General features: G+C 71.6%; 28 protein-coding genes and 3 pseudogenes. 15 read left to right on the forward strand and 16 right to left on the reverse strand.

Translation table 11 applies throughout. From position 1 onward, the window contains the following. Nucleotides 1–27 precede the first annotated feature (27 nt). From G5V59_RS27900 to G5V59_RS27910, 3 genes are all read right to left on the reverse strand, one after another. Nucleotides 28–402 (reverse strand): hypothetical protein, encoded by a 375-nt coding sequence (locus G5V59_RS27900; protein WP_278258665.1) that lies wholly within the window; start codon nt 400–402, stop codon nt 28–30. A gap of 158 nt (nt 403–560) precedes the next feature. After that, on the reverse strand, nt 561–1067 hold the full coding sequence (gene mshD, locus G5V59_RS27905; protein WP_278258666.1) for a mycothiol synthase: 507 nt from the start codon (nt 1065–1067) through the stop codon (nt 561–563). 90 nt (nt 1068–1157) lie between these two features. After that, nucleotides 1158–1433, reverse strand: a complete 276-nt coding sequence (locus G5V59_RS27910) for a hypothetical protein (RefSeq protein ID WP_278258667.1) — start codon at nt 1431–1433, stop codon at nt 1158–1160. Nucleotides 1434–1941: 508 nt separating this feature from the next. On the opposite strand from G5V59_RS27910, the pseudogene G5V59_RS27915 reads away from it, so the two are divergent. The 4 genes and pseudogenes from G5V59_RS27915 to G5V59_RS27930 all read left to right on the forward strand — a co-directional run. Beyond that, nucleotides 1942–2046, forward strand: a pseudogene (locus G5V59_RS27915) (glutamate synthase-related protein); the annotation flags it as partial. A gap of 187 nt (nt 2047–2233) precedes the next feature. Next, nucleotides 2234–2431 carry a hypothetical protein gene (locus tag G5V59_RS27920; RefSeq protein ID WP_278258668.1) on the forward strand — a complete coding sequence of 66 codons (198 nt, stop codon included), beginning with the start codon at nt 2234–2236 and terminating at the stop codon, nt 2429–2431. Further along, a pseudogene (locus G5V59_RS27925) lies at nt 2431–2517 on the forward strand (glutamate synthase-related protein); the annotation flags it as partial. The gene G5V59_RS27920 and the pseudogene G5V59_RS27925, both read left to right, overlap by 1 nt. A 125-nt stretch (nt 2518–2642) precedes the next feature. Next, nucleotides 2643–3017: a glutamate synthase-related protein gene (locus tag G5V59_RS27930; RefSeq protein WP_278258669.1), complete on the forward strand. Its 375-nt coding sequence runs from the start codon at nt 2643–2645 to the stop codon at nt 3015–3017. Between the two features lie 56 nt (nt 3018–3073). Here G5V59_RS27930 and G5V59_RS27935 read toward each other — a convergent pair. Beyond that, nucleotides 3074–3811: pseudogene (locus G5V59_RS27935) on the reverse strand (response regulator transcription factor). Nucleotides 3812–4068: 257 nt separating this feature from the next. Between G5V59_RS27935 and G5V59_RS27940 the strand changes: the two are divergent. The 5 genes from G5V59_RS27940 (at nt 4069) to G5V59_RS27960 (ending at nt 7830) form a co-directional block, all read left to right on the forward strand. Further along, the gene (locus G5V59_RS27940; RefSeq protein WP_278258670.1) at nt 4069–4221 is read left to right on the forward strand and encodes a hypothetical protein; all 153 of its coding nucleotides are present in this window, start codon (nt 4069–4071) and stop codon (nt 4219–4221) included. Between the two features lie 141 nt (nt 4222–4362). Then, nucleotides 4363–4593 carry a hypothetical protein gene (locus tag G5V59_RS27945; RefSeq protein ID WP_278258671.1) on the forward strand — a complete coding sequence of 77 codons (231 nt, stop codon included), beginning with the start codon at nt 4363–4365 and terminating at the stop codon, nt 4591–4593. Next, the gene (locus G5V59_RS27950; RefSeq protein ID WP_278258672.1) at nt 4511–5149 is read left to right on the forward strand and encodes an FkbM family methyltransferase; all 639 of its coding nucleotides are present in this window, start codon (nt 4511–4513) and stop codon (nt 5147–5149) included. The genes G5V59_RS27945 and G5V59_RS27950 overlap by 83 nt, the downstream gene beginning before the upstream one ends. 49 nt (nt 5150–5198) lie before the next feature. After that, nucleotides 5199–6542, forward strand: a complete 1344-nt coding sequence (locus G5V59_RS27955; protein ID WP_278258673.1) for a hypothetical protein — start codon at nt 5199–5201, stop codon at nt 6540–6542. 88 nt (nt 6543–6630) lie between these two features. After that, entirely contained in the window at nt 6631–7830 is a 1200-nt protein-coding gene (locus G5V59_RS27960; protein ID WP_278258674.1) for a hypothetical protein, read from the forward strand. A 72-nt stretch (nt 7831–7902) separates the two neighbouring features. Here the strand turns inward: G5V59_RS27960 and G5V59_RS27965 are convergent, their stop codons facing one another. Together G5V59_RS27965 and G5V59_RS27970 are read right to left on the reverse strand one after the other, a co-directional pair. Next, the gene (locus G5V59_RS27965) at nt 7903–8046 is read right to left on the reverse strand and encodes a hypothetical protein (protein ID WP_278260104.1); all 144 of its coding nucleotides are present in this window, start codon (nt 8044–8046) and stop codon (nt 7903–7905) included. A gap of 5 nt (nt 8047–8051) precedes the next feature. Further along, nucleotides 8052–8444, reverse strand: coding sequence for a hypothetical protein (locus G5V59_RS27970; protein ID WP_278258675.1), 393 nt, complete (start codon nt 8442–8444; stop codon nt 8052–8054). 132 nt (nt 8445–8576) lie between these two features. On the opposite strand from G5V59_RS27970, the gene G5V59_RS27975 reads away from it, so the two are divergent. Genes G5V59_RS27975 through G5V59_RS27995 form a run of 5 tightly spaced genes read left to right on the forward strand, consistent with a single transcriptional unit; the run spans nt 8577 to nt 11084 of the window. Continuing rightward, entirely contained in the window at nt 8577–9443 is an 867-nt protein-coding gene (locus G5V59_RS27975; RefSeq protein WP_278258676.1) for a hypothetical protein, read from the forward strand. Further along, nucleotides 9422–9871, forward strand: coding sequence for a hypothetical protein (locus G5V59_RS27980; RefSeq protein WP_278258677.1), 450 nt, complete (start codon nt 9422–9424; stop codon nt 9869–9871). The genes G5V59_RS27975 and G5V59_RS27980 overlap by 22 nt, the downstream gene beginning before the upstream one ends. A gap of 10 nt (nt 9872–9881) precedes the next feature. Continuing rightward, nucleotides 9882–10091, forward strand: coding sequence for a hypothetical protein (locus G5V59_RS27985; protein WP_278258678.1), 210 nt, complete (start codon nt 9882–9884; stop codon nt 10089–10091). After that, nucleotides 10054–10659: a hypothetical protein gene (locus G5V59_RS27990; RefSeq protein WP_278258679.1), complete on the forward strand. Its 606-nt coding sequence runs from the start codon at nt 10054–10056 to the stop codon at nt 10657–10659. The genes G5V59_RS27985 and G5V59_RS27990 overlap by 38 nt, the downstream gene beginning before the upstream one ends. Then, a complete protein-coding gene (locus G5V59_RS27995) occupies nt 10659–11084 on the forward strand; it encodes a hypothetical protein (RefSeq protein ID WP_278258680.1) in 426 nt (141 codons plus the stop codon). The genes G5V59_RS27990 and G5V59_RS27995 overlap by 1 nt, the downstream gene beginning before the upstream one ends. Here G5V59_RS27995 and G5V59_RS28000 read toward each other — a convergent pair. Then, nucleotides 11011–11823: a class I SAM-dependent methyltransferase gene (locus G5V59_RS28000; RefSeq protein WP_278258681.1), complete on the reverse strand. Its 813-nt coding sequence runs from the start codon at nt 11821–11823 to the stop codon at nt 11011–11013. The two genes, G5V59_RS27995 and G5V59_RS28000, sit on opposite strands and share 74 nt — an antisense overlap. Before the next feature lie 121 nt (nt 11824–11944). On the opposite strand from G5V59_RS28000, the gene G5V59_RS28005 reads away from it, so the two are divergent. After that, nucleotides 11945–13033 (forward strand): glycosyltransferase, encoded by a 1089-nt coding sequence (locus G5V59_RS28005; protein ID WP_278258682.1) that lies wholly within the window; start codon nt 11945–11947, stop codon nt 13031–13033. Here the strand turns inward: G5V59_RS28005 and G5V59_RS28010 are convergent. The 9 genes from G5V59_RS28010 to G5V59_RS28050 form a co-directional block, all read right to left on the reverse strand. After that, nucleotides 12962–13378 carry a GDP-mannose 4,6-dehydratase gene (locus G5V59_RS28010; RefSeq protein ID WP_278258683.1) on the reverse strand — a complete coding sequence of 139 codons (417 nt, stop codon included), beginning with the start codon at nt 13376–13378 and terminating at the stop codon, nt 12962–12964. The genes G5V59_RS28005 and G5V59_RS28010 overlap by 72 nt on opposite strands. Further along, on the reverse strand, nt 13375–13995 hold the full coding sequence (locus G5V59_RS28015) for a GDP-mannose 4,6-dehydratase (RefSeq protein ID WP_278258684.1): 621 nt from the start codon (nt 13993–13995) through the stop codon (nt 13375–13377). The genes G5V59_RS28010 and G5V59_RS28015 overlap by 4 nt, the downstream gene beginning before the upstream one ends. 169 nt (nt 13996–14164) lie before the next feature. Then, a complete protein-coding gene (locus G5V59_RS37845) occupies nt 14165–14542 on the reverse strand; it encodes a sugar transferase (protein WP_341351051.1) in 378 nt (125 codons plus the stop codon). A gap of 310 nt (nt 14543–14852) precedes the next feature. Next, entirely contained in the window at nt 14853–15623 is a 771-nt protein-coding gene (locus G5V59_RS28025) for a glycosyltransferase (protein ID WP_278258685.1), read from the reverse strand. Next, complete coding sequence (locus tag G5V59_RS28030) at nt 15557–15997, reverse strand: hypothetical protein (protein ID WP_278258686.1); 441 nt, start codon at nt 15995–15997, stop codon at nt 15557–15559. Before G5V59_RS28030 ends, G5V59_RS28025 begins: the two co-directional genes overlap by 67 nt. Nucleotides 15998–16052: 55 nt before the next feature. Continuing rightward, the gene (locus tag G5V59_RS28035) at nt 16053–16184 is read right to left on the reverse strand and encodes a hypothetical protein (RefSeq protein ID WP_278258687.1); all 132 of its coding nucleotides are present in this window, start codon (nt 16182–16184) and stop codon (nt 16053–16055) included. 154 nt (nt 16185–16338) lie between these two features. Further along, a complete protein-coding gene (locus G5V59_RS28040) occupies nt 16339–17040 on the reverse strand; it encodes an NAD-dependent epimerase/dehydratase family protein (RefSeq protein ID WP_278258688.1) in 702 nt (233 codons plus the stop codon). Nucleotides 17041–17114: 74 nt separating this feature from the next. Further along, entirely contained in the window at nt 17115–17726 is a 612-nt protein-coding gene (locus G5V59_RS28045; protein ID WP_278258689.1) for a glycosyltransferase family 61 protein, read from the reverse strand. Then, nucleotides 17726–19156, reverse strand: a complete 1431-nt coding sequence (locus tag G5V59_RS28050; protein ID WP_278258690.1) for an FkbM family methyltransferase — start codon at nt 19154–19156, stop codon at nt 17726–17728. Before G5V59_RS28050 ends, G5V59_RS28045 begins: the two co-directional genes overlap by 1 nt. Nucleotides 19157–19186 lie beyond the last annotated feature (30 nt).

Consider the following 19186-nt stretch of genomic DNA (forward strand, 5'->3'; position numbering starts at 1 on the left):
GCGCGGTCGATCAGTGCGGCCCAGTCCTCACCGTCCGCCTCCGCCTCCGCCTCGGCGGCGTCCTCGGGCTCGGGCTCGGGCTCCGCGTCGGAGTCGACCTGCGCGTCGGGCTCCTCCTGCGTCTCGAGCCCGGCCCCGGGCTCGGCGTCCGCGTCGGGCTCCTCGCCCGAGCCTCAGCACCGCCTCCCAGTCGACGTCGTCGTGGTCGACCTCCGGCGCAGGGCCGGTCCGGGAGCCGACCCGGGCGGCGATGTTGTCGGGGTCGTCGGCCGCCAGCAGGTCCGCGGGGGCGTCGTGCACCGCGGGCGCGCTCGGCTCGGGCTCCTCGTCGTCGCCCTCGACCACCGCGGAGGTGTGGCTGCGGCGCAGCGAACCGTCGAGGTCCTCGGCGTCGAGTCTCACCGACGACCGGCACTTCCTTGTCGTGGCGACGCCACAACCGGCCCCTGCGTCCCTTGCCGCGCTCGGAGCGCGACTCGTCGAGCCGGGAGTCCTCGGACTCCGGCCCGTCGTCGGTGACAGAGCCTCATGGGAGGTAAATCTACTCACGGATGCCGGGGTTACGGGGAATGTTCCACAGAGTGCGCCCGGCGGTACTGCACGTGCGTGTCGGCTGCGGCGTGCGTGAAGCCCAGCCCCTCGTAGAGCCGGCGCGCCGGCGCGTTGTCCGACTCGACGTAGAGGATCACCTCGGCGACGCCACGGGCGGCGAGGTGGTGCAGACCGGCGAGGGTGAGAACCCGCCCGAGGCCGCGGCCCTGGGCCTCGGGGGCGATCCCGACGACGTACACCTCGCCGGTGGCGGCATCGTGCTGCTTGGTCCAGTGGAAGCCGAGCAGGGTGCCGTCGGGGTCGACGGCGAGCAGCAGGCCGGCGGGGTCGAACCACGCCTCGGCCATCCGCTCGTCCAGCCCGGCGCGGTCCAGCGCGCCCTGCTCGGGGTGCGTGGCGAAGGCCGCTGCGTTGACGGCCAGCAGGGCGGCGGCGTCGCCGTCGCCGTAGTCGCGGATGGTGACGCCGTCGGGAACCTCCAGCCCCGGCAGCGGTACGGCGGTCGGGCGCCGCATCACCCACAGGCTCCCGGTCACGGGCGAAGCCCCACCGCTCACCGAGCACCCGGGCGGCCGGGTCGTCGCCGTGCGACCAGGCGGTCAGGCTCACCGGGCTCCGCGACCGCGTGGCCGGCCAGCCGCCCACCGAGCCCGGCGCCGCGCGCGCCCGGCGCGACGACCAGGTCCAGGCTCGGTGCCTCGGCGCAGCGCGAAGCCGTCCGTGCTCACCCAGGACTCCGCACCGGCCAGCCCGTGGTGGCGCAGCCGCAGCAGAGCGGCCTCGTCGAGCGGCGCGGCCCCGTCGGCCGCGGCCGCGGCGGCGCTCACCGCCTCGATCGCGGCGAGTGCGGCGGGACCGGTCAGGAACTCCTCGGAGGGCACGTCGCGACGCTATCGCGAGTCGATCCGCTGCATTGCGTGCGACGCGGTGACCCGGGTAGACCTGCCTCATGAAGCCTCAGCCACGCGGTGGGTGGGGCGGTGGCGGCCCTCGGCGCGGTCGCAGCCCGCGACATCCTGCAGAAGAAGCACGCCCTGCAGCGCAACTTCCCGGTGCTGGGCCACGCCCGTTACTGGCTGGAGACGATCGGGCCGGAGCCTGCGGCAGTACATCGTCACCAGCAACGAGGAGGAGCGGCCGTTCAGCCGGGACCAGCGGACCTGGATCTACGCCTCGAGCAAGGAGCAGAACAGACTTACTTCGGGTTCGGTACCGACATGGACGTCGAGCACACCCAGGGCCACGCCTACATCAAGCCGCGGACCTTCGCCGACGAGTCTGCCGAGCGACCACGACGCCAACTGGACGCTGCCGAGTGCGAAGGTGCTGGGCGGCCCGCGCGGGCGTGCGAAGGCGTTCCGGCCGGGCTCGGTCGTCAACGTCTCCGCGATGAGCTTCGGCTCGCTGTCCTCGAACGCCATCACCGCTATCAACAAGGGCGCCGCGGCGGCGGGCTGCCTGCACAACACCGGCGAGGGCGCCATCTCGCCGTACCACCGCAACGGTGCGGACCTCGTCCTGCAGATCGGTACGGCGTACTTCGGCTGCCGCGACGACAAGGGCGACTTCTCCCTGCCCCGCCTGCTCGAGATGGTCGGCTCCGCACCGGTCCGGGCGATCGAGATCAAGGCTCAGCCAGGGCGCGAAGCCCGGTCTCGGTGGGCTGCTGCCGGCGGCGAAGGTGACCGCGGAGATCGCGGCGATCCGCGGCATCCCGCAGGGCAGGGACTGCGCGTCGCCCTCGCGGCACACGGCCTTCCGCGACGTCGACTCGATGCTGGACTTCGTCGAGTCTGCTCGCCGCGGAGACCGGGCTGCCGGTCGGGATCAAGTCCGCGGTCGGTGCGATGGACTTCTGGGAGGAGCCTGGCCCGGCTGATGGAGCCGCGCCAGCGGGGTGTGGACTTCGTGACCGTCGACGGCGGCGAGGGCGGCACCGGTGCGGCGCCGCTGATCTTCGCCGACTCGGTCGCGGTGCCCTACCGGATGGGCTTCTCACGGGTCTACGGCACCTTCGCCGAGCCTGGGCCTGACCGACGACCTGACCTTCATCGGCTCGGCCAAGGCTGGGCCTGCCCGACAACGCGATCGTGGCCTTCGCGCTCGGAGCCGACCTCGTCAACGTCGCCCGGGAGGCGATGCTCTCGATCGGCTGCATCCAGGCGCAGAAGTGCCACACCGACCATTGCCCGACCGGCGTCGCCACGCAGAACCCGTGGCTGGTCCGCGGCCTCGACCCGGTCTCCAAGGCCGAGCGCTGCGCGGTCTACCTGCGCACGTTGCGCAAGGAGCCTGACCCGGGTGTCGGCGGCCGTCGGCGTGGCGCACCCCGGCCTCATCACCACGACCGACGTCGACATCTTCAACGGCGACTACGACGCCCGCTCGCTCGCCGCGGTCTACGGCTACAAGGAGGGCTGGGGCGAGACTCGGCCCGCGGCTGCGCGAGGAGGTCGTGTCGCTGATGCGCACCAGCGACCACTTCGACGAGCAGGGCCGCACGTCCTGACCGACGCGCGACTCAGGCGTCGGCGCGCGCGGCCACCCGCGCCGAGTCGGCCTCCGCGGCCGCGTCCTTGGACGGCAGCACGAAGCGGTAGCCGACGTTGCGGACGGTGCCGATGAGGGTCTCGTTCTCGGGGCCGAGCTTGGCGCGCAGGCGTCGTACGTGCACGTCGACGGTGCGGGTGCCGCCGAAGTAGTCGTAGCCCCACACCTCCTGCAGCAGCCTGCTGGCGGCTGAACACGCGGCCCGGGTGCTGGGCGAGGAACTTGAGGAGCCTCGAACTCCTTGAAGGTCAGGTCGAGCACGCGCCCGCCGACCTTCGCGGTGTACGTCGCCTCGTCCACCACCACCTCGCCGGAGCGGATGACGTGGGCCTCGGGGTCAGCGGCGTCGCGCGCGGCGGCGAGCCGGCCGATGGCGAGTCTGATCCGCGCCTCCAGGCTCGGCCGGGCCGCAGGTGTGCAGCACGACGTCGTCCATCCCCCAGTCGTGGCTGACGACCGCGAGGCCGCCCTCGGTCGCCACCAGCAGGACCGGTACGTCGGTCCCGGTGGTGCGGATCAGCCGGCACAGGTCGCGCGCGCCGGCCAGGTCCTGGCGTCCGTCGACGAGCAGCAGGTCGGCCTCGGGGGCCTCCAGCAGCGCACTGCCCTCGGCGGGCAGGATCTTCACGTGGTGGCCGAGCAGCGCGAGCCCGGGCAGCACCTCGGCAGAGGGCTGGAGGGCGCTGGTCAGGAGCAGGAGAGTGCTCACTGGGGTCTCCTCACTGGCAGCCGCGGGTCGCGCGGAGCCATGTCGAGAGACCGAAACGCAACGCTGGGCCCCGGCCGGTTTTCGTGTAGGGGAGGATAGCGAAACCAGGGCGCAACGCGGAAGGGAACAGACGGTGGATGAGACCGAGGTCATCCGGGTCCGCTACTGGGCCGCGGCGCGCTCCGCGGCCGGGGTGGCCGAGGAGGACGTCGCCTCCGACGGCCCGCTGACGCTGACCGAGTCTGCGCGCGGCGGTCGTGGAGCGCCATCCCGGCGGCACCTTCGCCGACGTCGTGCGGGTGTGCTCGGTGCTGGTGGGGGAGCGGCCGGTGTCCTCGGGCGATCCCGGTGCGGTCGTCGTACGGCCGGGGGAGACGGTGGAGTTCCTGCCGCCCTTCGCCGGCGGCTGAGAACTTTTACGAGAAGGTTCGTAAAAAGACTCACCCGGGACCTTCGTCCTGTGCCAGGGTCGGCCTACTGCGATCGCTGGGGGGAGGACCGGGGAGGGGCAGCAGATGACTGCTGTGCGCGTGCGGGCACGGAGCCACACGATGACGAGGGTGCGGCAGACGCCGCGACTGTTCCGCAACTACGTGCAGGTCTTCCTCGACCTCGGCAGCACCCGGACCCAGTGGCGGCGTCCGGAGATCACCTTCCGGATGCGCAACGGGTACGTCGTGGCGTGCCCCAACGCCGACGGTGCGCGCTTCCCGCTCTACGAGATCTTCGCCGACGACGCCTACCACCTCGACGAGTCTGCTCGACGGCGTCGGCCCCGGTGACACCGTGCTCGACGTCGGTGGCCAGATCGGGTGCTTCTCGCTGGCGGTCGCCGGCGCGCGGCCCGACGTGAAGGTCCGGGTCTACGAGGCCTCGCCGACCAGTGCCGGCTTCATCCGCCGCAACGTGCGCCGCAACGGGCTGATGTACCAGGTCGACGTACGAGCGGTGGCGATGGCGGGACGGGCGGGGATGTTCACGTTCACCGACAGCGGCACCGGCAGCGGCCACAACGGGCTGACCGGCCTGGTCCACACCCACGGCGGGAGCGAGGTCACCGTCGAGGCCGAGGAATTCGACCAGGCGGTCGCCGCGGCGCAGAGCCCGGTGCGGGTGGTGAAGATGGACGTCGAGGGCGCGGAGTACGACATCGTCCTCAGCAGCAGCCCGGAGTCCTGGGCCGGCGTGCGCAAGGTCGTCATGGAGTACCACCCCATGCCGGGCCGATCCCTGGACGACCTGCTCGACTGGTTCGCCGCCGTCGGGCTCACCCCGACCCGCCACGAGCACGGCCCGATGGCCGGACTCGGCGTGATCTGGCTGTCTCGCGCCGAGTGAGCCCGCTCAGGCCGTAGACTCCTGCGCGATCCACCGGAAAGGGGTCCTTGTGCAGCAGTCGGCAGCCGCCGGACGCACTGGCGTCCTCGGCGCGGCGCCCGGCAACGGCTGGCGCATCACCATCGTCGCCGGGTACGTCGTCCTGACGGCCGGCCTCGTCGCGCTGGCCGCGACGCAGGGGCTGCTCGGGCTCGCGGCCGGCGTGCTGGTGGCCGGGTTCATCGCGCTGCTCGCGGTGCTCGGCTCGCTCAAGACGGCGACGCTGACGCTGATGGGCGCCTTCGCGACCGCGCCGATGTACAAGGGCCTGGTCCCCGAGGGCCAGCAGATCACGCCGACCGACGTGCTCTTCGTCGTCGGGTTCGCGCTGCTGCTGCCGCACGTGATCAACCGCCGGATCTCGATGCCGATCAGCTACATCTTCGGCGTCTCCGGGATCGCCATCTTCGGGGCGATCGCCTCGACGCTCTCCGAGCAGTCCTTCCTCAGCCTTCTTCGCCCTCGTCCTGTGGCTGATCGTGCTGGTCCCGCTGCCCATCGCGTTCGCGCTGTGGATGCCCTCGGACAAGATCATCCAGCTTGCTCGCCTGGAGCCTACGTCGCCGGGCACATGGTCAGGCTGGCTCGGGGGCATGGCTCGCGGCGGGGTCACCGCGGACGGCCGCTACTTCGGGCTGACCACGCACCCCAACTACTTCGGCCGGGCCGCGATCATGTCGATCAGCCTGCTGCTCTACCTGCTCTTCCACTACAAGAAGCCGTTGGCCCGAGCGGCCGTGCTCGGCGCGATCGCCCTGTGCGGCGTGACGATCCTGCTCAGTGGCAGCCGCGGGGCGACCGCCGTCGCGGCCGTGCTGGTGCTGATGATCCCGGTCGTGGAGCGCTCCGCGGTGACCGGCTTCATCTTCGCCATCGGCGGCGCGATCTTCCTGGCGGCGCTCCCGCTCGTGGTCGAGGTCGGCTCGGGCACGTCGGCGATCGACCGGATCCTCGGCCAGGGCAGCGCCTCCGGCTCCAACGAGGCACGCACCAACGGCCTGCAGTCGGGCATCGACCGGTTCTGGAACAGTCCGTGGTTCGGCGACGGGTTGATCGACCTGTTCGACATCCACAACAACTTCCTCGAGGTCGCCGTCGGCATCGGCTTCTTCGGCCTGCTGGCCTACCTGTTCGTGCTGTTCGCCTTCGCCCGCCCGCTCTTCGGCGACAGCCCCTACCGCCGGCTGTGCTACGCCGCGTGGACCTACGTCGGCTGGGGTGCGATCGTGCCGAGCCTCTACGACCGCGGCGTGTGGGCGCCGATCGCGCTCAGCGTCGTCGCGGTCGTCACGACCACCGGTCGCAGCCCCGGCGACAACGGCGTGAGGGCGGCCGAGGGCGTGGAGAGCACTGATTTCGACGTACCTTCCACAACGCCTGTGGCCAGGGCCTCGGGCGTATAGCATCGGCGCGTCCTGGTGGCGTGCGACGAGAGGTTCCCGGTGTCCCTTCCTCCCCTCGGCAAGGTCGCGGCGCGTGTCCGGCTGATGGTGGACTCGCGTCTGCCGGTGAAGCCTGTCAAGCGCACGGTCCGTGGCATCGAGATGGTGCTGCCGCGCGGGCACGCCCTGCCCTACTTCACCCACCCGGGCTCGGTCTACTTCGACAACCTGGTCGCGCTCGCGAAGTCCCTGGCCCGCTCCGAGGGCGAGGTCACCCTGCTCGACATCGGCGCCAATGTCGGTGACACCGCGCTCGTGGTCCTCGACGCGGCGCCCGGCCGCGCGGTCTGCGTGGAGCCGGACCCGCACTGGCTCGACTACCTGCAGGCGAACGTCGGCGCGATGGCCAACGTCGCCGTCGAGCACTCCGTCCTGGTCTCCCCGGAGACCGACCAGACGCACGGGCTGAAGATCGCCCGCGCCGAGACTCGGCAGCAGCATCGTCGAGCGCACCTCGGTCGAGGACGGCCTGCCGACGATCACCACGACCGCGCTGCGCGAGAAGTACCCCGAGCCTGGAGAACGTCCGCCTGGTCAAGTCCGACACCGACGGGTACGACGTCCAGCCTGGTCACCGCCGTGTCGGCGGCCTTCCTGGTCTCCAAGCCGGTCATCTTCTTCGAGTTCGACCCGGTGCCGACCCGGATCGTGAACCCCGAGGTCACCCCTAGCGAGCCTGTGGCCCACGCTGCACGAGCGCGGCTACGAGCAGGCCGTGCTGTGGGACAACGGCGGCCGGCTCATCGGCACCTTCCCGACCACCGAGTCTGGTCGAGCGCACCGCCGAGTCTGGAGCGCACGACCAAGGAGGAGCGCGGCTACGCGTTCTGGGACGTCGCCGTCGCCCACCGCGACGACCCGGTGGGGCTGCAGGCCCTCGAGGACGCAGCGCGCGTCAGCCTGATCCGCTGCTGGCGGGTCACTCGGGGTAGCCGAGACCGGCGACCAGGCCGGGCACGGCCTTCTCGACGGCCGCGTAGTGCTCGGGCTGGAAGAGGTCCTGGTAGCCCTTGCGGTCCACGCGGTAGTGCGACTCCGCCCCGGCCTCGCGCTTGGCGAGGTCCTTGGCCTGCAGGGTCTCCCGCGAGGTGTCGGCCAGGAGGGTGGCGAAGGCTCGCCTCGCTCAGGCTCGACACCGCAGTGGGTGAGCATGCGTCGTACGTGCGGCTCGGGGTCGGCGGAGACCTCCTCGAGCCTTGAACCACGCGACGTTCGGGTCCTCGACGCCCGCCCAGGTCGCGATCTCCTGCAGCCGCGGGGCCGCCTCCTCGATCAGCCTTGAGCAGGCCCTCGTCGAAGGGCATCGCGCGCAAGCTCGTCGCGCAGCCGCTCGACCTCGTCGTTGTAGGTGTTCTGGTGCGTCTTGACTGCCGAGAAGTAGCCGGAGATCACCACGTCGCGCGGGTCGCGGAACATGTAGATCACCCGGTGCGGGTAGCGGTGCGGGATGCGGCGGTACTCGTCGTAGCGGACGTAGAGGCCGGGCACGTAGGCTCGCCAGCGGCAGGCCTCGCTCGGGCCGGTCCTGGTAGTTCAGCCTGCGGCACGGTGAAGAGGTTCGTCTGCTCGCGCACCACCGGGTGGTCGAAGACGGCGCGCATCCACTGGCTGCCGGCCTTGGGGGTGGAGGCGGTGTAGATGTTCGCGATCGCGGGGAGCTCGCCCCTGCGCTCGAGGGCTCGGCCGCGAGCCCGGGCCGCCTGGTGGGCGCCCTTCTTGAGTGCGAGCCGCGCGGGCCCCCAGGACACCGTCGCGGTGGCCCACTCGATGGCCTTCTGCTTCGACCGGTCGGCAAACGGGGTGGCGTTGTTCATTTGGAGAGCTCCCTCGGGTCCAGCGGACGCCCCATGCGTCCTTTTCCGATGCGCGCAATCGCGCCCGGTGCTGCCCCCTGGTGGGCTACCTTAGACCTGCTCGGACGGCTTACGACAGCATCGGTGGGGTTTGTGGACAAGGGTGTGTCGTCGGCTGGGCGCCGGCTGCGCGTCATCACCGTCGACCAGGCCGTCTCCGGAGCCTCGAACGTCCTCATCCTCGTGCTCGCCGCGCAGGTGCTCGGCGTGGAGGCCTTCGGCCTCTACGGCATCGTCTTCACCGCCTTCGTGACCGTGCAGGGCTGCCTGCGCGCGCTGCTGTGCGAGCCGCTGCTCGTGCACCCCGAAGAGGCCGAGGAGCGTCCCGGCGACGCCATCGGCACGACGACCCTGCTCGGGCTCGGCGCGGGCGTCCTGCTCGTCGTGGCCGGCCTGGTCACCCACCTGTGGCACGCGGAGCTCGCGGGCTCCTTCATCGTGCTCGGCGTCTGCATGCCGCTGATCGCGCTGCAGGACCTGGGCCGCTACCTCGGCTTCACCACTCACCGGCCGTCGTTCTCGCTGATGATCGACACGGTCTGGCTGGTGCTGATGATCGCCGTCATCGTGCTGCTGGCCGTGCTCGACCACAGGCTCGCTGGTCACCTTCGTCGCCGCGTGGGCCGGGTCCGGTGCGCTGGCCGGTCTGCTCGTCTTCACCCGCTTCGGCCTGCGGCACCTGCACGTCTCTCTCAAGTGGCTGCGCGAGACCTGGTCGTTCTCCTGGCGCTACCTGATCGGCTTCGCCTCCACCCAGATGGCCTCGCTCGCCAGGCTCCGTGGTGGTCGGGGTGGCGGCCGGCGCGGACGCCCTCGGCGCGGTGCGCGGCACGGTCCTCATCACCCGCCCGGTCGGGCTGGTGCACCTGGCGTCGGTCGCGGCCGGCACCGCGGAGATCTCCCGGCTGGAGCCCGGGTCGGCGGACGTACGACGCCACGTGCGTCGTACCACCCTGCTGACGGTGGCCGCCTCGGTGATCAACATGGTCGTCCTGCTCCTGCTGCCCGACTCGGTCGGTCGGCTGCTGCTCAAGGACGTGTGGGAGCCGACCCAGGCGCTGCTGCTGCCGGCGACCGTGCAGATGGTGCTCTACGCCGCGATCTGCGGCACCCGCGCGGGCCTGCTCGGCATGCGCGCGGTGCACAAGACGGTGCGCATCGACATCGCCACCACGGTCATCCTCACCACCGCGATCTGCGTCGGCGTCGTGGTCGGCGGCGTGACCGGTGCCTACTGGGCGCTGGTCGTCGGACAGGTCATCTGCAACGTGATCTGGTGGGCGACGTACCTGCGCCACCGGCCTGAGGACAGGGTCGGCGCGCCCGCCCCCGAGGAGACCGGGAGCCAGTCCGGCGACTCGGGCTCGCACACCGCTCCCGCTCAGTAAGGTGACGCCCATGCCGACCCCCACGGTGACCTACTGCACCGTCCTCGCGACCAACTACCTGCCCAAGGCGCTGGCGCTCGCCGAGAGCCTGGAGCGGCAGATGGGGGCACGGCTGGTCGTGCTGCTGATCGACGCGGAGAGCCTCGACGGACCACGACCTGCCCGCGGACCTGCCGATCCGGTTGCTGGGCACCGACTTCCTCGGCCTCGACCGGCGTGAGTCTGCTCGGCCTGACGACCCGCTACGAGCCTGGTCGAGTTCGCCACGGCGATCAAGCCACTGCTCTTCAAGCGGCTCTTGGAGGAGACCGAGCAGGTCTTCTACCTCGACCCGGACACCTATGTCACCGAGCCGATGGAGGAGCCTGTCCGGCGAGCCTGCAGGCCAGCGAGGGCGGCATCCTGCTCACCTCGCACTTCCTGCACCCGCTGCCCGAGGGTGCGCCCGTCAACGAGGGCCACCAGGTGATGGTCGGCATCTACAACCTCGGCTTCGGCGGCTGGGACCGTCGCGCGATCGCCTCGCTCGACTGGTGGTGGGAGCGGCTGCGCTGGGAGTGCATCGTCGATGCGCTCAACGGTCTGTTCGTCGACCAGAAGTGGATGGACATCGGCGCCGACCTGTTCCAGGCCCGTGCGCTGCGCCACCACGGCTACAACGTGTCGGTGATGAACGTCCACGAGCGCCCGCTCGCCCAGGACGAGAAGGGTTACGCCATCGTCGGCAAGGACGAGCGCCTGCGGCTGTTCCACTTCCACGCCTTCGATCCGCAGCGCCCCGAGCCTGATGTCGGTGCGCTGGTCGGAGTCGCCGGTGCACTCGCTCACCGAGGACTCCACGATCCGCGCCCTCGCCGAGGAGTACGCCGCCGCGGTGCTCGCCTGCTCCGAGAAGCTCCCGCCCGCGCCGGCGTACCGCTACAACCACGACACCGCCGGCAAGCGCATCCCGCGGCTGATCCGCCGGGCCTGGCGGGTCCAGGCGCGCGCCGGCGCCGACCTCCCGCTGCCCTTCCTCCCCGAGGAGGCGGAGGCCTGGAAGGCGTGGAAGCGCGCGGCGTGGAAGACCGTGGGCCGCGAGCTCGGCGGCGATGCCGCCAAGGGCGCCCGGATCACGCTCGTCGACGAGTTCGTCTACGTCAAGGAGCGCTTCCCGCGGCTGGTCTCCGGCGTGCGCGGCAAGATGGTCGGCAAGTCCGGCATCTGGGGCTGAGCCCCCACGAACGACGAAGGGCCCCCGCCGAGATCGGCAGGGGCCCGTCGTACGGATGCATCAGGTGCGCACGGCCTCGATGAACCAGGAGTCCTCGCGCTGCTCGACGTCGGCGAGGTGGGGCAGCCTTGCCCTCGCGGAACGTGTGCTCGCTCATGTCGGTGAAGCCGGCCTCGGCGAGCAGCGACTTCACCAGGCCGCGGGTCGGCTGCCAGCGGTGCCAGTTGGAGCCGCCGACGAAGGTGACCAGGCGCTTGCCGGTGGGCTTGGACTCGGGGTGCGCGCGCAGCATCTGGCCGTACATGATCCCGGCCTTGCCCTCGGGGTCCTCGGCCGCGGCGAGCAGGTCCTTGGCGAACTGCTCGGCGTCCGGCAGGGCCAGGCGGATCAGCGCGCCGGGCTTGAGCACGCGGGCGCACTCGGCGAGGAACTTGCGGGCGTCCTCGAGGAAGAGGTGCTCCAGCATGTGCGAGGAGTAGACCGCGTCGGCGGTGCCGTTGGCCAGCGGCAGCGGCTTGGAGAGGTCGCGGCGCAGGATGTTGTCGGGCCAGGTCCCCATGTGGTCGTTGGTCAGCACCCCGACCTTCTTGAGGCTCTTCCGGACCGCGGGGAAGCGGCGGAGGATCATCATGGGAGAACGGTCGATGTTGATCCAGGTCTTCGGCGCGTGGTGCCCACAGCCGAGGTTGAGGAGCACGCCGTCGGGCCAGTCGGCCGGGTCGATCATCTTGTTGCTCACGAGCGTCCTTCGGGGCATACGTCGGGAGGGGAGATTCCTGCGTGCGCAGCCTATCGGTCGCCTCGCTCGTGTGGAGCCGGTTCCGCGGACCCGGCAGGTCCGCTGCCGATAGGGTCGCGCCGTGCACCTTGTCGTCGACGCACTCGCGGTCCGGGCCGGCAGCGCCGGCATCGTGGTCGAGCACCTGCTCCACGGCTGGGCGCGGCTCGCGCCCGCGGACCGGATCACCGTCCTCGCCGACGGTGACCTCGAGCTCACCGCGCCGCCGGGCGCCGAGGTCGTCCAGGTGGAGGCCCCCGCGGGCGGGCGGCTGCGCACGGCCTGGCTCCGCTCCTTCGCCGTACGACGCGAAGCGCGCCGGCTGGGTGCCGACGCCGTGCTCTCGGGCGTCCCGGCGAGCGCGTTGGTGCCGCCGGGCTGCCCGCACGGGCTGATCATGTACGACTTCCGCCACGAGCCTGCGGCCCCACCAGTTCCCGCGCAGCCGCCGCGCCGCCCGCCGGGTCTCCTGGGGGCTGGCGATGCGCAACACCGACCACATCTTCTGCATCTCCCGGCGCACGTACGACGACCTGCGCCGCCTCCACCCGGCGCCGGCCCGCAAGGGCGTGGTCGCCCGCCTGGGCGCCGACCACGTGGACGCCTGGCCGCCGACGGAGCGCGCGGTCCCGCCGTACGCCCTGACGTTCGGGCACTTCTCCAACAAGAACGCCGGTGCGGTGCTGGCCGGCTGGGCCCGGTTCTGCGCGAGCAACGAGGACATGACCCTGCGGGTGGTGGGCCTCGGCAAGGCCGGCCGCCCGGCCGTGGAGGGAGGAGATCGCGCGGCTCGGCATCGCGGACCGCGTGGAGCCTGATGCCCTGGCTCGACGACGACGCCTTCCAGCGCTGCTTCGCCGGTGCGGGGCTGATCGTGTTCCCCTCCGACTTCGAGGGATTCGGGCTGCCGGCGGCCGAGGCGCTGCGCCTGGGCATCCCGCTGGTGGTCTCCGCCGACGAGGCACTGGCCGAGGTGACCGGGGGGGCACGCCGCGGTGGCCGCGAGCACGAGCGCCGAGGACCTCGCCGGCGCGATCGGCCGCGCGCTGGCCCGCACCCCCGAGGAGCCTGGCCGCGGGTCAGGCGCACATCGCGGACTTCACCTGGGAGGCGACCGCCGCCGCGGTGCGCGACTCACTGGCCGCGGACGGGCGCTGAGGGCAGCAGGTAGTCGGCGGCGTCCTCGACGCCGCTGCGGGCCCGGGCCAGGTCCACCTGGGCCATGTGCTCGACCAGGCTCGGCGAACGTGACGCTCGCCCGCCACCCGAGCGCGGCCGCGGCGGGCTCGGGGTCCGCGACGATGTGCGCGGTGTCGGCCGGGCGCAGCAGCGCCGGGTCCTGGCGCACGTGCGGCCACGGGTCGTCGATCCCGACCGCGGCGAAGGCGGCCACGATCAGGTCGCCGAGGGTGTGCGCGACGCCGGTGCCGATCGCCAGGTCGACGGGGCTGTCCGTGCCGAGCATCCGGTGCATCGCGTCGACGTACTCCCCGGCGAAGCCCCAGTCCCGGCTCACGTCCAGGTTGCCCAGGACCAGGCTCGCGCTCGGCGCCGACCGCGATCCGGGCGGCGCCGCGGGTGATCTTGCGGGTGACGAAGGCAGTGCTGCGCAGCGGGCTCTCGTGGTTGTGCAGCACCGCGAAGCAGGCGAACAGCCCGTCCTGCTCGCGGTGCTCCACGACGGCCTGCTCGGCCTCGGCCTTGGCCCGCGCGTAGGGACTGTCCGCGGCGGTGCCGCCGACCTCGGCCGAGGAGGCCTGGAAGAACCGGACCTCGCGCCCGCGCCGCTCCTGCATCCGGACCGCCGCGTCCAGCAGCCCTACGACGGCCGTGCCGTTCGTCGCCGCGGTGTCCTCCGGCTCCGACCAGGCTCCGGCCCACCGAGGTCAGCGCGGCGAGGTTGTAGACGTGGTCGGGCTGCTCGGCGTCGAGCAGCGCCGCCATCGCCTCACCGTCGCGCAGGTCGACGGGCAGCACCCGCGCCGCGGGGACGTAGTGCGCGGCCCGCTCCGTGGCAGCCGAGCCGGGGGAGCAGGTGCCGGTGACCTGCCAGCCCGCGGCGAGCAGGTGCCGGGCCAGGTAGATGCCGTCCTGGCCGGTGATGCCGGTGACCAGCGCGCGCGGTGACTCCACCCGAGGAGTCTGTCAGGCGACGGCGTCGGCGTCCGTGGCGGCGGCCGGGTAGGACTGCGCCCGGAGCCTGACGCACCCGGGTCTTGCGGCCCTCGGCCAGACTCCAGCGCGGCGTCGTACGTCATCGGCTTGCGGATCCCGAAGGTGATGAGCACCGTGTTGAGCAGGATCATGAAGTCCAGGCGGATGCTCGGCTTCGCCGCGGTGCGCCGGGCGTAGGACGCCTCCAGCCTGCAGCCGCTGGGCATCGGTGAGGTCCCGGCGGCCGACGAGCCTGCGGGAGGCCGGTCAGGCCCGCCGGGGTCTCCCAGCGGCCGTCCAGGTCCTCGTGCTGCTCCATCAGCGCGTCGCGGACGACGTCGGTGAGCGGCCGGGCGCCGACGATGCTCATCTCGCCCTTGAGCACGTGGATGAACTGCGGGATCTCGTTGAGGCCGAGGCCGTCGAGGATCCGGCCGACCGGGGTGTAGAGCGGGGAGTCCGCGGGTGTGTTGAGGAACCGGCCGGCCTCGATCGGGGCGACCACCTTGTTGGCGTCGCGGATCATGACCCGCAGGCTTCACCATCTCGATGACCGTGCCCGCGCCGACCCAGCGGCGCGAGCGGTAGAAGATCGGGCGGCCGGAGAAGATCAGGACGGCGAGGGCCGACACGGCCACCACCGGCATCCACACGATGGCGGCGAGGCAGATGACGACGACGTCGAAAACGCGCTTTCGCAAGCCTGCAAACCTCCTGTCGAGGACCAAGCCGAGCCCCAGGTCACCCAATCGGCGGGATGGGGGACACCCGCTCATGCAAGCCAACGAGCGAGCGCAGAAAGAGATACGTGTTACATCCAGAAGTTCGGAAACGGTTTACCGTCGAGCCGTCGAGCCTGAGAAGGCTGTTCGAACCGGGAGGCCAGTCTCTCGAGCGCGAACTCCTGCTCCGCGAGGTCCCGCGAGGCCTCCCCGAGCTCCACCCTGAGCCTCGTCGTCCCCCAGGACGTTAGCAATCCACCGGCCCGCCTCGGGCAAAGAGACGTCGGACGGCGGGAGAACTTTTCCACCCGCGCGGCCGACGAGCGCCGAGGCGAGGTTCTCCGAGGGCATCAGCCCGAGCACCGGACGGCCCGCGCACAGGTAGGACAGCGTCTTGGACGGGACCGAGAAGGCGCCCGCCTCCTGCTCCAGGAGCACGACCAGGAGGTCGCCCGTGCCGAGCACCTCCGGCAGCCGCTCGTAGGGCTGGAAGGGCAGCAGGGTCACCTCGACGCCGAGCCGCGCCGCCTCGTCCCTCAGGACGTCGACCGCGGGGCCGGAGTTCACCACCACCAGGCGCACCGGGCGGCCGGCGTCGATGGTCGCCTTGGCCAGGCGCACCAGCAGCGCCGGGTTGTGCTTGAGGCCGAGCGTGCCGGAGTAGACGAGGGTCTGGACGTCGTCGAGGCCGTGCTCGGTCGCCCAGTCGTTCTTGCGCTCGGTCGGCACGATCTCGTCCAGCGGCGCCCAGTTCGGGATCACGCTCACCTTGTCGGCCGTGCCCCACTTCTCGTGCACCGGCACGAAGGAGGGCGCGATCACGACGATGGCCGCGGCCCGGCGCGAGCACCAGCGCTCGGCGACCTCGAAGGCCCAGGCCACCACCGCGAACCGCTTGGGCAGCCTTGCTGCCGGCGAAGGAGCGGACGGCGACGGCGTACACGTCCTGGTGCCACAGCACCCAGGGACGGCGCAGCACCGCCATGAAGAACGCGAAGATCACCAGGGTCGGGATCTGCACGTTCGACATCATCGCGACGTCGGGATCCACCTTGCGGACGTGGCGCACCGAACCGAAGCCCCGTGACGTCTCGCGCACGAGGCGCTGGAGCATCCGCTGGTTGTCGATCTGCTTGCTGCCGCCGATCCCCTCGAAGACGATCGTCTCCTCGGGGCCGGCCTCGAGCCTCGCCCTTGCCGGAGACGTAACCCGCGACGTAGGAGTGGGTGACGTCGTGGCCGCGCCGGGCCAGGCTCACGGCTGAGTCTCGGCCTGGAAGGGGTGCCCGCTGTGGTCGTGGACGAGGACCCGCATCAGCCCTGGGCGCGCTTGACCTGGTCGTAGACCCACGCGTAGGTCTTGGCCAGGCCGTCGGCCAGGCTGATCGACGGCTCCCAGCCGAAGACCTCGTTGATCTCGGTGTTGTCGGAGTTGCGCCCGCGCACGCCCTGGGGTGCGCTGAGGTCGTACTTCCGCTCGCACTTGATGCCGGCGATGTCCTCGACGATGGAGTAGAGCCTGGTTGATGGAGACCAGGCTCGGCGGAGCCCAGGTTGATCGGCTCGACGTGGTCGCTCGCCAGGATCATCTGCGAGCCCTTCACGCAGTCGTCGATGTACATGAAGTCTGCGGGTCTGCTCGCCGTCGCCCCAGATCTCCAGACTCGTGCTTGCCGGAGATGACGGCCTCGGCGATCTTGCGGCACACCGCGGCGGGGGCCTTCTCGCGACCGCCGGTCCAGGTGCCCTCGGGGCCGTAGACGTTGTGGTAGCGCGCCATCCGGGTGGTGAGGCCGAAGTCCTCGCGGAAGTGGCGGGCCATCCGCTCGGAGAAGAGCTTCTCCCAGCCGTAGCCGTCCTCCGGCATGGCGGGGTAGGCGTCGGACTCCTTGAGCGCGGTGACCGAGGGGTCGGTCTGCTTGTCGGCGGCGTAGACGCACGCGGAGGAGGAGTAGAAGTAGCGCTCCACGTCGTGCTTCTGCGCGGCCTGGAGCATGTGGGTGCTGGTCAGCACCGTCAGCATGCACAGCGCCTTGTTGTTCTCGATGAAGCCCATGCCGCCCATGTCGGCGGCGAGCATGTAGACCTCGCGCGCACCCTGGGTCGCGGCCTCGGCCTGGTCGAGCAGGGAGAGGTCGCCGACGCTGTTCTGGGCGTCCGGGTGGACCTGGTACCACTCGTCGAGAGGCTTGACGTCGACCGAGCGCACGGTCTTGCCCTGCGCCAGGAGATCGGCGACCAGGTGACCTCCGATGAAGCCGCCGCCGCCGGCGACGAGGACGTCTACTGGGCCCGCGTTCATGCTGTCTCCTCCAAGGATTCGGTGTCGGTCGCCCCCCAGCGATGTGCCGGTCCAACGACTGCGTCCATCTTGCGTCACGCGGCGTCTTGGGTACCGGAAATGCTCACATTTCCAGGGCGTCGAGTGCCAGCAGCACCCGACGCGGATCGACCTCGATGTCCTGCATGACCGGCTCGGCGCCGGGGGTCGTGCGGCCGGGGTCGCCGTCGCCGAGGAGGTAGCGGTAGCGAGAGTCCGCGATGTTGCCCGTGATCGACCAGTAGCCGCCGTTGACGTAGCCGGGGGCGAACAGACTCCAGCAGCCGTACGCCGGGCCGGCAGAAGCTCAGGTTCGTCAGGGCCGCTCCGTGCGGGGAGACGATCACCCGCGCCGCGGCGAAGTGGTCGATCTGCTGCTGCACGCTCAGCGCACCCGGGTCGACCTTCGCGAAGCCGCGGTCGGCGAGAGCCGCGAACAGCCGGTCCTCGCCCACCACGCGCCGGGTGTTCGGCACCTCGCCCCGGGTGACGTAGATCCGCTCGGGCAGCCCGCTCAGGTCGCCGGCCGGGAAGCGCTCGCGCAGCCAGGTCGTCGTCCCGGGCTCGACCAGGGTCTCCACGTTCGGCAGCGAGGGCACGAGCAGCCGGTCCGCCCGCAGCGCGAAGCCGGGACCGGGCGTGATGATCCGCGCCGGGTCGATGCCCATCAGGCTCGACGTAGGCCTTCTCGTAGCGGGTGGCGTGGTCGAGGACCCAGTAGTCCGGGTCCGCGCCGCCGAGCACCGTGCGCACGGCCTCCCACCGGGGCAGGGCGTCGATGAGGAAGTGGTAGTAGTTGCCGCCCGTGCCGCGGGCCGAGAGCGTGCCGACCGTGCCCTCGACGTGGCGCACCCTGGCGGGCCAGGGGTTCCAGAAGACCGGGTGCTCGCGCCAGCCGGAGATGCCCCAGTAGTGGCTGGTCTCGCTGTCGAGGATGCCGCCCGCGGTCACCGTCGCCAGGTGCCGGCCCAGCAGCAGCCCGTCGCGCAGGTCGAGGACGAAGCGCTCCGGCACCTCCTGCCGCGACCGGGCGGCGAAGTACGGGTGGCCGGCCGGCTCGCCCACCGGCATCGGCCGGTCGAGGGTGTACGCCGGCGCGAGGGTGTGGAAGCGGGTGCCGACCGGCTCGCGGCGCACCGTCTCCCGGGCGGTCGGCGAGGCGGTCCGGGGCAGGCCGCGGGCCGGGCCGCCGGTGTGGCGGCCGACGGCGCCGGCGACCCGGGCGCCGTACCGGTGGCCGCGCTTGATGAGCGGCCAGAACCGCTGCAGCTGCGGCGGGACCCGGCTCACGCCGCGCGGTGGAGCCAGAGGGTGCCGAGCCCGGTCTCGGTGATCTTGTCGATCCGCTCGGGGACCAGGCCGACGGTCGCGAAGAAGTCGAGGAGCCTCCTGCACGTCGCGGCCGGTGACCGGGTGGTACTCCATGACGACCTTGCGCACCTCGCGCCACGACTCCGGCTTGCTCTGCAGGACCAGGTCGTACTCCGCGCCCTCGATGTCGAGCTTCGACGATCTGCACCGAGCCGCCGGCGTCGCGCACCGCGTCGTCGAAGGTCACCGCCGGGACGGTCACCTCCTGGCCGGAGTCCTCCGGCGCGGTCAGCCCGTTGTGGCTGCTCGCGGTGCCGCTGTCGACGAAGGTGAACTCGCCGGCCTCACCGGCGAGCGCCTTGGCGTGCACGGTGACCCGCTCGCCGAAGCCGTTGCCCGTCACGTTGCGGCGCACGTACGACGCACTGGTCGGCGACGCCTCGTAGACGTGCACCTTGGCGCCCGGCAGCGCGTGGGCCAGGGCCATCGAGAAGCAGCCCACCTGGCCGCCGCCGTCGACGATCGTCGCGTCGGCGTCGACGCCGCTGGTCAGCGCCTCGATCCGGTAGATGTCGTCGGCGAAGATCTCGTAGACCGGGAAGCGCGCCCCGTCGACGTTCGGCGTGGTGATCGTCAGCCCGTTGCGCAGGCGGAGGGTCATCTCCGGGCGGGCCAGCCGGGTCCGGCCCAGGGCCAGGTCGGCGAACACCGCGGGGAAGTTGCGGAAGAGAGCGGGGGTCTGGCGGACTCGCTTGGCGAGGTAGCCGGTGCTGCGGAGCGCGGTCACGGGACGAGGATAGGACGTGGCGCCCCGCAC

Source organism: Nocardioides convexus (assembly GCF_011090295.1).

Bases quoted from the DNA above. Each gene is read 5' to 3' on its own strand.
- mshD (WP_278258666.1), bottom strand. From the start codon at position 1,067: ATGCGGCGCCCGACCGCCGTACCGCTGCCGGGGCTGGAGGTTCCCGAC.
- G5V59_RS27945 (WP_278258671.1), top strand. From the start codon at position 4,363: ATGACGAGGGTGCGGCAGACGCCGCGACTGTTCCGCAACTACGTGCAG.
- G5V59_RS27965 (WP_278260104.1), bottom strand. From the start codon at position 8,046: ATGTTCCGCGACCCGCGCGACGTGGTGATCTCCGGCTACTTCTCGGCA.
- G5V59_RS27970 (WP_278258675.1), bottom strand. From the start codon at position 8,444: ATGAACAACGCCACCCCGTTTGCCGACCGGTCGAAGCAGAAGGCCATC.
- G5V59_RS27985 (WP_278258678.1), top strand. From the start codon at position 9,882: ATGCCGACCCCCACGGTGACCTACTGCACCGTCCTCGCGACCAACTAC.
- G5V59_RS27995 (WP_278258680.1), top strand. From the start codon at position 10,659: ATGTCGGTGCGCTGGTCGGAGTCGCCGGTGCACTCGCTCACCGAGGAC.
- G5V59_RS37845 (WP_341351051.1), bottom strand. From the start codon at position 14,542: ATGATCCGCGACGCCAACAAGGTGGTCGCCCCGATCGAGGCCGGCCGG.
- G5V59_RS28040 (WP_278258688.1), bottom strand. From the start codon at position 17,040: ATGAACGCGGGCCCAGTAGACGTCCTCGTCGCCGGCGGCGGCGGCTTC.
- G5V59_RS28045 (WP_278258689.1), bottom strand. From the start codon at position 17,726: ATGGGCATCGACCCGGCGCGGATCATCACGCCCGGTCCCGGCTTCGCG.